The organism is Rhodoligotrophos defluvii (assembly GCF_005281615.1).
Lineage (GTDB): Bacteria > Pseudomonadota > Alphaproteobacteria > Rhizobiales > Im1 > Rhodoligotrophos > Rhodoligotrophos defluvii.
On record NZ_SZZM01000003.1, the window covers coordinates 97,024 to 110,948 of the forward strand.

The window sequence follows — 13,925 nt, forward strand, 5'->3', positions numbered from 1 at the left end:
GTCGCGATAGCATCAGCCGGAAGGAGGCGACCTCTCCTGCGCCGTCTTGCGTCCCAGGATAACTATCTGGTCTTGCGCCGCGTCGTTTACCTCACCCGAAATCCAAGCATCGGCGATCTCCTGCGTACTGCAGACGCGCCGAATGGTGATCACTGAGGCATCCCGGCGTTCAGCCTCCGTTAGCGGTCAGCCCTCTCAGATTCTCGCGCAGCTGCCGATCCACGGCGTCAGGCGGTTCGGACCAAAGCTGTGCCAATGTCTCGACTGCCCTCACTACGTCCCACGGCCAGGCTGCCCGCCCGTCGATCTGAGCGAAAGGCCCGTCCGACTCCGTAAGCACGCGTTCCCGCGGCATCTTCAGCACAAGCTGCCGTCCTTTGTCCCCTGAGAGCATCGCCGGGCCTACGCTGAACCAGCATCCCAAATCGACAGCGCGCGTGAGTTCCCGCTGAGTGCCTGAGAACCAATGCAGGACTGGCGTTCCTGCATCGGGATGAGCAGAGAGCCCATCGAGCACCGCTGTAGTGGCTCGACGGCTGTGCAGCGTCATGATCCGTCCGCCAGCCCGCTCGCACAGCTCGAGGATTCTGGTGAAAACACGTTGTTGGTCCGGCCAGTGGCGCCGATACTCGGGCACACCATCGAGGCCGATCTCTCCCACATAGCGAACCCGGGGCAGCAGCTCCTCGAACAGGGCGAGCTCCGCCTTGCGCTCGTGGGCGATCTGCGGGTGCAGCCCGAGCGCCGTCTGGATCCTCGGCGCGCCCTCCGTCAACGCCGCTGTCCCTGCCCAGGCGGACGGCGTGGTTGTGACCGAGAGGACGTAAAGATTCCGCGCGATGCACTCGCGCGCGGCCGCGTGCGGGTCGGGGTAAAGATCGAGATGCGCATGGAAGTCGATCACGTGACGCCATAAGCCTCGTGCAGAGTGTGAAGCTCCGCCATACCCCGTTTGAGCATGGCGAGCAGCGCCGCGCGATCTCCGATCAAAGGCGACGCCAGCGCGTGACCGAGCCATGTCTCGATACCATCGGCCCGGGCGGCCGCGAGGGCGATCGCGACGGAGCGGACGTCGTCAAAGCTCGAATGGTCTGCGTCGTTACGGCCTAGCGGCTCATAGACATAGTCGGTAGTATCCGGAATGCCTCCCCACGCGAGGAAGGCCGCTCGCCGCACTTGACAGGGCACGCAGCGTCCGCACTGACGATAGTTGAAGCGCTGGAAGCGGCCGCAGCTCGTGGACCGGACCGCCTCGGCCTTCAACAGCGTCTGGTCCGCGCACTCCCGTAGCATCTCGCCCTTGGTTTTGGCGCCATAGGGATTCGCGATCCCCACGCGCAAATCCGCAGCGTCGAGCACACGTTGCAGCCGCCCGAGGAACTCCGGGTGCGCCGTGCGCGTGCTCAGACTACCAAGACGGCCGCCGGTGAGCGGCGGATTGACCGCGATAAACCCATTCTCACACACGTAGAGGGGCACCCGATCGCCATCGTGGTAGCGCTGAAGCGCTGTCGCGGCGAGTACGCCAAAGGCGATGAAGATCAGCGATCGAGCCCGCTGAGAGGATTCCTGAGCCCCGGGCGAGCTCGCATTGTGGTTTAGCTGAAGATGACCAAGTCCGCCGCCGATGCGGGCGGCGAAGTCCACCTGCTTGTCGGCATCGCCGCGCACCGTCTGGCTAATCGCGAACGGCCTCCGGCCCGCGGCGGCGAGATCAATTGCGCCCACAAGACTGTCGAGCCCACCTGAGAGCAAGACCACGCAATCTTCCGGCGGCCGCACCGGATCGCGCGGTTGCGCAGTCTGCACGCCGCCTTCATGGAAGCGCAGCGTCCAACGATCCGTCGTCAGGAATGCCAGAGCCTCGGCAAGGGGCCTAGCCTGTCCCGCCCAGAACGGTGCGTCCGCTACCGCGATGTCGAGCTCGATCTCGCGGGTCCAACCGTCCGGGCTTTGGTCGCGGAGCGCCGCGAGGTCCGCTGTGACGACGCTGAGCGCGATGGACAGCAGATCCCAGGCCCTTGGAGCACATTCAAGGCGCCTGCGCTGGATCTCGTATCTCGCCGCATCACCCGCGCTTCCCTGGCCTTCCGACCGCGCCTGTCCGTAAAGGATTACCCGCAAGGCGCTGTCACTGCCGGGCAACCCAAAATCATCGGGGCCGCATACGAGCCTCATTCCGCATAGCCCTCGAAGATCTCGAAAGTTTCCTTCAGGGCGTCCCCGACGACTTGGCCGATGCGCCCGCTGGTCAGGGTGCGACCCGCGCCGCGAAGTTTGCGGAACGACGCCGCCACACTCTGTTTGATGAAGTCCCGCGCCTCCCTCAGCCGGGCCAACGCCGTGGCGGCGCTGGGCGCCTTCTCGATGATAGTTTTGCCAAGGTCGAGCTCAAACCGCCTGAACACGTCGATCGCGGTGAACCGCTCGATCGCGAAGGCGCGCTGATCCGGGTCTAAGTTCAGCAAGTCGGCATCCGGGAATCGGGTCAGCAGCTCAGAGAGTGCATCGCGGATCGACGCTCGCTCGGCTTCGGCATCCTGAGTGCCGTCGACCGGACGAACCACCTCGACGACCGCATCCATGACCTCCTGCGCCGTCCGTCCCGCCAGCAGAACCGGATCGAGCGGACTCCCGGGCGCGGCCGGCTGGCCAGCGGCCACGCTCGCGAGCGCGCCCCCAAGCGCTCCGGCCGTTGTTGCCGTGCCTCCAAACCGACGGGTCGCAGTCGCCGAGCCGCCATAGCCGGTCCGGACGTAGTGGCCGAGGCCGCGCCGCAGCTCGCGGCTGTCTCCTGACCGTGCGTAGTCGCCCAGCGCCCGGCGCGCACCAAGGAAGCGGGCTGGTGGGGCGAGCGGTGCCGGTACCGGCGCGCGCGGCGGTGCTTCCGGCGCTGGGGCCGCAGGCTCGTCAGGGGCTTTGCCTCCGCCCGACTCCGATTCCGGCGACCCTCCGGCGGGCGGGTCCGGCGTCCAAGACGGTACCATGGGGACCCCGCCACCCGGCCCCCCACTAGACTGCGACGTTCCCATTGTCCCTCTGCCTCTTGATAGCGTTCTTTACTGGCCTCGAGACTTGCTTGTTGTCCCAGATGTCGAACACACCCTTCGCCCACGGCTGGTCGCTGATCTTGGGGACGATATTCGCCTGGATTTGCGCGGCTGGGCGCTCCCCGAGGAAGGCCGCCAAGCGGGCGCCTTGTGGCGGATCGGCTTCCGCGACGACGAGGCACGCCTCAAGTACCGGGGGGACGCCCCATTCCTGCTCCTGCCGTGCCCTGTCGAGCAGCCGATCCATGATGACCGTCGTCTCGGCGCGGGGCACACGGACCAGCCGTTCCTTCAGGCTCGCCGCCATCTCAGGATGCTGGAGCAGCGCCGTCAGAAGCTCGGCCGCCTCCGACGACAGCCGGTCCTCTGGCGTGATCAGTGGCGCATGCTCCCGGCTCACGTAGAGCGCGCCGCGGAGATCGGTGTTGGCGAGCGCCGGGGGCAATGTCAGCCATTCCTTGAAGAAAGGATCGTCGAATGGAGCCGGCAGGTTCATATCCTGGCCGGCGGCTGCCTTTTCCTCCCATTCGGCCAGGAACGTCGGTTTGCCGGTCTCGCTTGCACTGACCTTCGCCATCAGCTCGGCAAACGCCTGCGATCTGCCGAGGCGCTCAAACAGCAGCAACTTGGCCAACACCGCCTCGTCGACGCCGACGCCCTGCGCATCCGAAATCGCCATTCGGATGGCCAGCGCGTTCAGAAAGCGCTTGATAAGCCGCGGATTGCCAACAATGCCCGACGCCGTCGTCATCATCGGCGCAAGCCGGTCTGCAGTATCGAAGCGGCCGATCAGTTCCGGGGGATATGCATCATGGAGGCTCTGGACAAAGGCCCGGTCCACCCGCTTGCCCTGCCAGGTCTGGCGGAGTTGAGCGCAGACGCCGGCCCGGATTTTCTCCTTCACGTCCTCCGCGAGGTCGCTGTTCTCCACGAACAGCAGCATCATGTACGCGCGAACTTCTTGTGTTCCGAGCGGCGGCACGCGGATCGGCATTTGGATGAGCTTGTCGAAATAGTTGGTGACGAGCAGATCGTCCGGCACGCCCTCAAAATGCCGCCGGACCGCATGCTTGATCATGTCGTTGTCGGCGGCGATCACGAAGGCGGTGTTCTTCAGGAACAGGAAGAGCCGGATCGCCTCGAGCGTCGAGATGGTGGTCTCTGGAAGGCAGCGATCGAGATCGTCGATCAGTACGACAAGCGTGACGCCAAGTTCCTCCAGCGTCTCCTCGAAGATGTCACGGAGTGCCTGGATCTCCTTGGGCGGGGACGTTTCCTCCTTCGGATTGAAGAGCCCTGTTGCCGTTTCGGCCATTTCGCCGGCCTTACCTTCGGCGTCCTCGACCAGCTTCGCGTTGACGCCTCCTGACAAGAAGCGGTGGCCGAGGCCCCATAGGTCGCCGATCAGTCCGGTCGGCGGCAGCCCCAACGACATCGCAACGGTTGAGCCGGCTACCAGCTTGGCCGCGCGAAGCCAATTGACCCGCTTCATCAGCGCCTTCGCCTTGTCAATCCCTTTCTCCCGCGCCTTCGCCTCCTCCTCGAGCTTCGTGGCGATGACGTCCATCAGCGCGGCGCGCGCGTCGTCATAACCCTGATAGAGCCAAGCGTTGAATTCGACGAAAACGAACTCGCGCTCTCCATCCTTACGCGGGCGCGCGGCCAGAGATGCCTGAGTCAGTTTGATCATCGACGACTTGCCAATGCCCCACGCGCCGGACACCCCGATTGAGATCGGGCGACCTCGGGCCTGGACGATGATCTCCGCCACCGTGTCCGCCACGCCGGAGAAGTTCAGAAAGTCCCGCTCAGTCTCGTTATCGGGCCACATGGTGGTTTACCTTCGCCCGGTGCGGCTCATGAGCCACTCCTGAACAGTAGAATTAAAGAACATTACGCGAGCTGCGCCCCCCCTCCTCAGTACCGGACCTGGCCCGCAACAGCGATGCCGCATCGGTGCCGATGCATTGAGCGAGCGTCTCCAGCGTGAGGTTCTTTGCATCGTCGGCGGTGGCGCAGCCTGCCTCAGACAGGGCGAGATACTGCCCGCGCGTCAGCGGCAACGAGATATCCGTCAGCGGTAGCGCAGCCGCCGGCAATCCGAACTCGAGCCGGTGCAGCAGCTCGTCCAGTCCCGCCAGGAACGCCGGCTGGTCCGGGAAAAGAGTCGAGAGAATCTGATGTGCGGATCGCAGATGGAAACGCGCACCGTCAGCAATACGGATGATGTCGCCATAGCCAATCGCGCCCTGGAACGGCGTGGTGGAGTAATGCCTTTCCAGCACATCGATGGGCGTGCCTTCAACCCAGTCGTGCAGCAGCGACGCCCGCTTGCATCGCGCCAAGAACTCGAACTCGTCGCGGCAGTAACGCTGCAGCCCATGCATCACGGCGTGGCCATAGCGCTGCGCCACCTCGCTCGCGCGAACGCTCTCCGAACGACCGCGCCTCATCACCGGCGTATAGATCGCGTCCATCTCGGCCAGGACCTGGACGAGGCCGAGCACGTGGAAGGGATCGGTCTGCGCCGCGTTCAGCTGCCGCATCAGTTCGATCAGGCGCAGGCTCGACTCGAACGACAGTGACGACGAACCGCAGGCCCGCCCAAGCAAGGTGAGGTGGATGAGATCCCCATCCTGCTCTGCGAGTCCCGCCTGCAACAGCCGCGTGACCAACGCCGACACATCGGTCTCCACGGACTTGATCCACTGGGGATTGGCGCGAGACGCCGTGAAACCACCGAAGGTGTTGACCAGGAGACCCGGAATCTCGTTGCCGCGCAAGCCACGCACTTGGCTCAGCAGTCGTAGCGTCCAGGTCGGAAGATCGCGCTGCTGGAACGAGGAGGTGACATCCTCAGGTGTTCCCAGCACGTATTTCTGGAACAGCTGAGCGCGCTCGATCGGCGTGTCGGCAAGAATGATCGCCTTGCCGATTTCATTGTAGCCCAGCCGGCCGGCCCGGCCGGCCATGTTCTTGTATTCCGCGATTGTGAACGGGCGGCCGTCTTCGCCGACGAACTCGTTCTCCGCGAGGACTACGGTGGAGGCCGGCGTGTTGATGCCGGCGGCAAGGGTCGTGGTGGCGGCCAGGACATGAATGCCGCCGTCAGGACTGCGATACCCCCTCTCGATGGCTTCGCGCTCGGCGCGCAGCAAATTGGTGTTGTGGAAGGCCGTGCCGCCGAGCAGACACTCGCGTAAGACCTGCGAGGCGCCCGTCAAATCCTGCGTCGGCAAGACTTCCTGGACTGCCGTGGCGGGAGGGAGGCCGAGCTCCTTGGACAGGTAACGGGCGCAGCCCTGAGCCGAACCCCGCATGTTGCGGAAGACGAGCAGCTTCTCTCCCTTGGCGACCAACTGCTTCGCCAATGGGACGATCACATCCTGCGAACTCGGCTTGTCGCGGCGCTGGACGACCTGGTGCGGTGGCAGCAAGGCCTCGGTCTTCGTCGTCCCGTCCACGTCGACGAACTGGAATGTGCCGCATCGATCGAGCACGCCCTCGATCAGCGGCACTGGCCGCTCGCGCGACGTGAGCAATGGGAGATCGAGCCAGCGATCGAAGCTGTTGAGGTTTCCGATCACCGCCGACAGGACCACGAGCTGGGGCTGGATTCCACGCTGTCGCGCCCTCAGCAACAACGCGAAGATGAGCTCGACAGTGATGCCGCGATTGGGGTCGGTGATGAACTGCCCCTCGTCGAGAACCACCAGACCGAGCTGATTGAGCAGGCGCGGCGATCCCAGCGCCAGATTGAGGAAGGTCTCGTAGGTGAAGAAGCCGAGATCGTAGCGGCCGCTCAGCACGGGACCGACGCCGTCGGCCGCGTCGCCGCTGCACCGCACAACGCGCAAGCCAGCCGGACCGTAGCGCTGGCTGAAGTCCTCGAACTTCTCATTGACCAGCGCCCGGTACGGCAGGAGGAATGCCGCCTTCTTTCCGGCAGTCACCGCCTGGATCGCGGCCAGTTCGCCGATCAGCGTCTTGCCAGAGCTGGTCGGCGCCACGACAAGCAACGACTTGCCGTCGAGCACCCCGTGCTCGTTAACCGCCTTGAGCTGCAGGGCGTTGAGCCCGTGCGGAAAGTCCGCCGTCCACTGGTCGACGATCTCGGACGGGAAGCCGTGCTCGGCGAACTCCGCGAACGAGCCCGACATCTGCGGGACGGAGACGGCGGGAAACGCTGCGACGAAATTGTCGCCGCGTTTCAGGACCGGGAAGATCAGGCCTCCCTGCACGTTACCCAGGAAGACGGGCGTCTGCGTCACGCCGATGCGTTCGGCTTCCACACGGGCCAGCCGGATGATCTCGCCGGCGACCTCGGGAAAGCTCACCGACTCCCCGTCCGCCTTGCTCAACGCCTCGATGGTCGCATAAGTGAGCAGTCCATGACCGGTCCCCGGCTGCTCCCAAGCGGCTTCGCTGGTGGCGCAGGCCGCGAGCAGAATGCGCCCTTCGCCATAGACGCCGGCGAGCGCGAAGGCATTGCGCGGGCGCGCCACCGTCTCGAAGACTCGCGCCGGCGCCTGCCCGCTGAAGCAGCAGTCGAGAATGCACAGCACCGCCCGAGCCTTGGTGCTCTTGAACGCATCGGCCAGAGCCGCCATCGACAGCGCGGTGCCCGAGAGATCCGTCCCATCGGTGTCGAACAGCACCAGGCTCCCATCCGGCGAGCCATGGCCCGCGAAGCTGATGACGATCACATCCTCCTCTTGCGCGACCTCCAACGTGCCCAGAATGGCCTCGGAGACGGCAGCGTAGGTGGCGCCCTCATCGACCAGCAGCCGGGCGGCCAGCCCGTCCATGGTGTCGGTGAACAACGCCCACAGTGCCGTGGCGTCGCGCCGCGCGCCGCTCAGCTCCGGGATGGCGGGGTCCCGGTGTTTGTTGATGCCGACGAAAATAGCCTTCAGAGCCACGCCGCCTCCTAACCGATCCGGGCCAGGAGCTGCTCGACCACGTCGCTCGCTTCGCGTTGCCGCAGCAGCCGCGCCTCACGCTGATCGGGCTCGTCGCCGTCGCCGAGTTCGAAGCGGGCCACCGCGACCGGACCGTCCTTGCGGTAGCCCTCGATCTTATCGTCCTGCGCGAAGCGATTGCGGAGGATCGCCAGGGACTCCCGGATGACTGCGCCGTGCGTTCCCTCGCGAGCCTCGCGGACCGCCTTCGCGGCAAAGTCGAGACCTCCGGGCGCATGCTCGATGCAGTAGATCAGGTCGTGCGCGTCCTTGCGTTCGAAGCGCTGATCGAAGGCGAATGCCTTCAAGCAGGTGAAGCTCACCAGATCGGCGTGCTTGACCTGCTCGGTGGCGATGCCGGCGCCGCCCAGGAGCTCGGCCTGAATCTCCGTGACCTGGTGCAGATCGAAGACGATGGACGAGTGCGGGATGTTGAGCGCGGAGATCGTGCCGTCCGTGGGAAGCGGCTGAACCTTGCCGCCGGCGACCTCCGGCGCGTCGGCCAGCAGCTCGAGCACCATCAGCGCGCCGTGCTCGGTGCGGGTCTGCCAGCGCCAGGAGAGCTTCTGGCCCTTGTCGTTCGTAGCCCGCTCGAACCCCATCTTTCGCAGGTTGTCCTCGAGCGTGTGATACGCCTCCGTGTCCGCCAGGATCTGCAGGTCGATGACGATGTCGACGTCGAGGGTGCCGGCGTGCGGCGGCACCACCGGTGGCCTGGCCGCCACCAGATATCTCGGGGTCAGGCCGCCGACCAGAAAGACGGACTCCTTCCAGGGCCCCAATCCGCGCAGCAGGGTCACGAGGATGCGCTCGCAATCGACTGTGTTCTGATCGGCGTAGCCGTCGAAGGTCGCGGGCTTCGCCATTAGAAACCGATCCTCTCTCGGCGCAGGTGCTCCGCCATTTCCTTGGCGCGACCTTCACTGCGTGCCAGGTCGAGATAGACCTGGATGGGGCTCGCTAGCCAAACCCCGTCCACCTGCTCGCGAAACAGCAACTCGCCGGATGACTTGACCTCGATGACCGCCAGGTTCGCGCCATCGTTGACGATGCGGGCATCGAGTTCGCCGAGGGCCTGATCTGCGGCCGGACCGGTCAGCAGCCGGCAGCGCACCTGGGAGACATTCGATAGAAGGGGTGCGTAGCGTTGCCCCGCTGCCTCGTGGGTGATCGCGTATTCCACGTCATGGACCGCACAGACCTCGGCGATCTTCTGGACCAGCCCCTCCGCGCGCACCGAGGGCACAAAGTAGCGCCGCATCGCGGGCGCTCGCATCACGGCCAGGTGCTTGACCCAGGCATCCAGCAAGGCCGCGGGTTCTCGCAGATGGCGCTCCTTGCTTGGACCTTGGCCACGCGACACCACCCAGTCGAATCTCTCTAGCTCCGTCAGCACCTGCGAAGCGGTCGCGGGCGAGACCCGCGCCTGCTCGGCAATTTTTTTGACCCCGAACCATTCGCCATGGCGGATCAGGAGCACATGCAGCATCTGCGCCCGGCGTCCCGAGAACAGCGACCGTATGGTTTTCGATAGAGTCTTGGGGGGCGGCCTGTCGATGTAGAGATAGATACCCTCGGCGGGGAGAAACAGGCTGCCGCCGCTGTCATAGTAGCCCACCCGTTCGCCCCTCAGCAGTTCCTTGGCTCCGGGAGAAATCGATTCGGCAACCAGGAGAGAGGCCGTTTGCTTTCCTTCCGGCGCTTTCGGCCATCTGCGAGCGAATTCCTTGAGCTGCCACAGAGTCTGCCGGACGTCACGGGGATAGAGGGCCTTCTTCACCTCGATCAGCAGGGTGACGGCCTTGCCCGCCACCCAAAGATCGATCTGGGCGTCATATCCCCTGTCTGGGCCGGGGGCGGAACCGGCCGGGGGGCTAGCCTCCAGGTCGGCCCGCACTTCCGGCAAACCCCGAAGGGTTTCCAGGAACTGGTCGACCAGCTGGCGCTCTGTTCCCTCAATGTGCATCAGGGCTCACTTTTTTGCTGCGCAGTGAATATCACCAAATTCCCGGACATTCAAGGAAAAGCACATATTTACTGTACAGTGAAATTACATCCTGACTCAGGTGGCGAGCTGATCAGTGAGCGGCTCTCAGAACCACGCTATCCAGCACGAGCGGATCAGCCCACCCACAGCCCAAGGCATCATCGCCGAGAGCTTACTGGCAAGGCAGAACAATGTGCTGATAGGCTCGGGTAAAAAAGAAAGACCCCACAAGCGGTTAAGCTTCTGGGGCCTTGGTCAGATCTGGATTTCGAGGGAGTTATAACAGAAGTGGTTGCGGGGACCGGCGTCGATCAGAACTTGCGATCGGCGCCGGTAAAGATGGTTGCGGGAGGGCGCAACCATCTTTACTTGCGTTCGGGTGGTGGCCGACCTTTGCCTGTCGGCGCCCCATCTAACGCGGGGGTAGCGGCTCCCGAAAGGTACGGCTTTCTTTCAGCCTTATTCCGAGCAGCAGCGTAGGAAACCAACGCACCTTTGCCAAGGTCGAGGTCGAGGCAGACAAGCCTCCCCATTGAGAGCCCACTTTTCAGGTGCACGGATATTAGAATTTACCCAACGCGCGAATACGGATAGGCGTTCTTAATGTAGGTATTTAGAAATTGCCCTTTAGACGGGGCGGCCATGAGTTGCTCATACAGTCCGGCGGATACATTGAAATATTGGTATATCGAGCCATTTGTGAACTCGACCTCCAGTGTTTCACTGTCGGGATCGTAGCCTATAGATGCAATATTGCTTGAGGCGACGGGGTCTCGAATCATAGGTTTTCCTACTGTTCATCTTCGTTGATGGGGGTCCGCGTAATCGCAATATCTCGCACAACGGCTGTGGTTCGTTGTGCTCGCCACGACGCCACCATGCGATCATAGCCTTCTGCCACGCGGCGGGTCCGCCAGGCTGCGCTGACTTCGGGATCTGAACTGCGAGGCAAGCGATCCGCGGGGGGAAGCGACACGCGGCAGCGCACGGGTAGTCGTGCGGCTTCACCAGAGATGATTGTCTCACCCGTCCGCAGCACTGGCAGAAGATCCATGAGGCCCGATAGATTATCGGGAAGTGCGCCCTTCACGCGCCCGCGATCCGCTGGGTTGGATAGCCGCAGCGCTATGAGCGTGCCACACTGAGAGAGGATGGTCTCATCGATCTCAGACGGACGTTGAGAGACCAGCATGGCACCAACCCCGTACTTGCGACCTTCCTTCGCGATGCGTTTCACAACGTCCGCGGCGACATCGCCGCTATCGGGGCTGACGTACCGGTGGGCTTCTTCCATCACAACAAGCAGAGGCCGCAGTACGCCTCCCTCGGTCTTCTCCCGGCTCCAATAGAGCGCTTCGTAGACAACACGGAGTATAGAGCCAATCAGCCGAACCAAGACGCTGCTAGGCACGCCGGAGAGATCGAGGATTGTGATTGGACGGTCGTGGCCAAGCCAGCCGCCCAGTAGTGTATCAAGGTCCTGAGCCGTCTGTCCGGCGAGGTCGGGATCCCAGGGACCGGGATGAAGGATAAAATCGTACCGTCGATCTAGAAGACGAGAGCGCAGCAAATTGAGCGGTCGGCGGATGCCTTTGGCGGCCTGATTGAGGAATGGCCCAGCCGCACCCATCGCGTGCGGTGTATAACGAGGAGCAGTTAAGGTCGCTGGGTCGCCCGCAGCCTCGAGGGCAGGCTGGTCACGCTGCGGCCCGGTGAATGTGGCTGTCTCAAAGTCGATCAAATCATACCAGAGCTTCTTCAGCGAAAACGGGACGGGACTGTCAACCGTGAGGGATTGAGGGTCGAGACCCGGAAGCGCACCAGCGCCGAGCCGGTTTTCCTTCAACTCCTGGATCTTATCAGTAAATGCCATCAGATGATTGTCGCTGAGTTCGCCAGCGATAAAATCAAGTAGCTCTCCGGCCTCCAACGCCCAGTACGGAACGAACAGAGGCTCTTCGTCGGGGGACGGCGTAGCACTGAAGGTTTTGGCGAGATCTCCAAGTGCCGTAGAGTATTCCCCATGCACATCCAATAGAAGGATCCGCGCTCCGCTAGCGGCTACACTTTCGGAGGTGCGGACTACTGAACGAAGTATGCTCGCGACGGTGGTTGACTTACCTGATCCCGTCGAACCGACGATGGCACTGTGCCGAGTGACAAGCGCATCGAGTGACAAACGCACGATGATATTTTCGGCGCTCGAGAGCGTCCCAATTTCGACCTGATCTTCCTCTGCGCCGCCGTATATGCGGCGAAGATCCTTCTGGGTGACTAAGTGGACCGCATCGTCGACATTGGGATGTTGACTGAGACCACGCTCAAAGTACTCGCCGGTCGCCTCGCCTGCCAACTCCACGCGCATCCAGCGTCCGGTATCTTGGCCATCCATCTCTGCAACGGCAACGGGTTCAGGCGCAGCGGCGGCCCCAATCTCGGCGACGACACCGTAAAGATCCTGATACCCGAGAGGGATACGGACGAAACTGCCGACCTGGCCGACGCGGTAGGTATGGCCGTCGATCATAGCCAGACCGGACGATAGTGACTCGGCTAGCCTTACCGTGATGGTGGATCCTGAAACCGCGCTCACACGCCCGAGATAAGTCGGATCAGTCGCAGTCATGCCGACACCGCAGCCGGTTCGGTGGCATCGATCGGAACACCTGCGTCCGTAGGGCGAGCGAGGTCGGGCGAATAGGAGAGCGCACAGAAGCGGCAGAAGCTCGCAAAGTCGCCCAAGAGGAAGGCGTCGCCGCCGCCGCGCTTGCCCCAGAAGCTTGAACGAATTTCCCCCCAGTTCTTGGGCAAGTCACCCAAGCGCCACTGACCAGGAATACCGCCGATTACAGCGGCATCGCTGGCGTAAACTGAAAGGTTCGGATGTTCGAAGGCAAGCTTCCGGGCAGGCTCCTCTTCCGCAAGAGTTTGGAATTGCAAGGCGATGACTGCTGCGTTGGCATTCATGGCGAGCGCCTCGCCTAGCACCGCGCAGATGTGCGCATCACGGAACGAAAAGCCAGTGGCCAGAAGCACTGTGTCAGGCGTCAGCAGAAACCGCTTCAATCGCTCGAACAGCGCAGCATAAGGCTGCTTCTGAGTCAGATCGTACTTGAGGTGGTCGGGGTAGACGAGTTCGGTGCAATCCGTGCCGCCGCAGCGGACAACTGTCCCGCTGTCACTTTTCCAACCCAGTGATCCATGAAGTTTCCAAACGCGCGACCAGCGCGGGGGCAAATCGTTGCCCGCCACCGTTACCGGATCAAAGAAGGGTGCATGCCCGCCTGAAAAACCATCGAAATACGGTGCTTTTGCCTGTTCGAATGCGGATTCTATTAGCAGGTCGTAGTTCGTGGTGAATATCTCGACCGGATGTGCTCGCTGTGTCCCGCTTACCCACGAGACTAGCTCGTGATATGGGGTTCGCCCTTCAGGTAGCTTCGCACCGACAATCTCGCCAATCGCGTCGCAGATCGCTTTTCCCAGCGCGGCATAGCCGGGGCCGTCAAGGCCATGCATTGGCGTGTCACCGAGCGCAGTCTGGAGAAGACGAATCTTGGACAATATGGTCTCGATATTGCCGCCATCGGGCAGGGATGCACGGATTGCAGCCGCCGCGGCACCTTCCGTTCCGGTCAGCTTCAGCAATGCCTGATCAGTCAAAACGTTTACGCCCGGGATCAACGCCTGACCATTTGGGTCAAGCTTGCCAGTCGCGTCCACCCGCACGGAAAGAGGGCCGCCAGCACCGATCAGGACGCCAATACGTTTACGTCCCTGCGATAGGATCTGCCGAAGATCGGCCATAAAACGATCTGGATTATGTACTGTGTCCAAAACGCCCCCCTTCTGGCTATGCCCCGAATATCACGGTTATCAGGAATGAATTCTATGCGGGAGTATTCGCTGTGTTGAGATCGTCGTGCG

Annotated in this window: 10 protein-coding genes; all 10 read right to left on the reverse strand. The window is 63.0% G+C overall.

The window, feature by feature from the left end:
• Positions 1 to 169: 169 nt before the first annotated feature.
• Positions 170 to 904: a Qat anti-phage system TatD family nuclease QatD gene (qatD, locus tag E4P09_RS14785; RefSeq protein ID WP_137390413.1), complete on the reverse strand. Its 735-nt coding sequence runs from the start codon at positions 902 to 904 to the stop codon at positions 170 to 172.
• The gene (qatC, locus tag E4P09_RS14790; RefSeq protein WP_239025210.1) at positions 901 to 2,145 is read right to left on the reverse strand and encodes a Qat anti-phage system QueC-like protein QatC; all 1,245 of its coding nucleotides are present in this window, start codon (positions 2,143 to 2,145) and stop codon (positions 901 to 903) included. Before qatC ends, qatD begins: the two co-directional genes overlap by 4 nt.
• A gap of 29 nt (positions 2,146 to 2,174) precedes the next feature.
• Complete coding sequence (qatB, locus tag E4P09_RS26775; protein ID WP_137390415.1) at positions 2,175 to 3,032, reverse strand: Qat anti-phage system associated protein QatB; 858 nt, start codon at positions 3,030 to 3,032, stop codon at positions 2,175 to 2,177.
• Positions 3,013 to 4,881 (reverse strand): KAP family P-loop NTPase fold protein, encoded by a 1,869-nt coding sequence (locus E4P09_RS14800; protein ID WP_137390416.1) that lies wholly within the window; start codon positions 4,879 to 4,881, stop codon positions 3,013 to 3,015. Before E4P09_RS14800 ends, qatB begins: the two co-directional genes overlap by 20 nt.
• A gap of 52 nt (positions 4,882 to 4,933) precedes the next feature.
• Complete coding sequence (locus E4P09_RS14805) at positions 4,934 to 7,972, reverse strand: DEAD/DEAH box helicase (RefSeq protein ID WP_137390417.1); 3,039 nt, start codon at positions 7,970 to 7,972, stop codon at positions 4,934 to 4,936.
• An 8-nt stretch (positions 7,973 to 7,980) separates the two neighbouring features.
• Positions 7,981 to 8,877, reverse strand: coding sequence for an antitoxin (locus tag E4P09_RS14810; RefSeq protein ID WP_137390418.1), 897 nt, complete (start codon positions 8,875 to 8,877; stop codon positions 7,981 to 7,983).
• The gene (locus E4P09_RS14815) at positions 8,877 to 9,977 is read right to left on the reverse strand and encodes a hypothetical protein (protein ID WP_137390419.1); all 1,101 of its coding nucleotides are present in this window, start codon (positions 9,975 to 9,977) and stop codon (positions 8,877 to 8,879) included. The genes E4P09_RS14810 and E4P09_RS14815 overlap by 1 nt, the downstream gene beginning before the upstream one ends.
• A 590-nt stretch (positions 9,978 to 10,567) precedes the next feature.
• A complete protein-coding gene (locus E4P09_RS14820) occupies positions 10,568 to 10,780 on the reverse strand; it encodes a KTSC domain-containing protein (RefSeq protein WP_137390420.1) in 213 nt (70 codons plus the stop codon).
• A gap of 8 nt (positions 10,781 to 10,788) precedes the next feature.
• Complete coding sequence (locus tag E4P09_RS14825; protein ID WP_137390421.1) at positions 10,789 to 12,624, reverse strand: ATP-binding protein; 1,836 nt, start codon at positions 12,622 to 12,624, stop codon at positions 10,789 to 10,791.
• Positions 12,621 to 13,835, reverse strand: a complete 1,215-nt coding sequence (locus E4P09_RS14830; RefSeq protein ID WP_239025213.1) for an SIR2 family NAD-dependent protein deacylase — start codon at positions 13,833 to 13,835, stop codon at positions 12,621 to 12,623. Before E4P09_RS14830 ends, E4P09_RS14825 begins: the two co-directional genes overlap by 4 nt.
• Positions 13,836 to 13,925 lie beyond the last annotated feature (90 nt).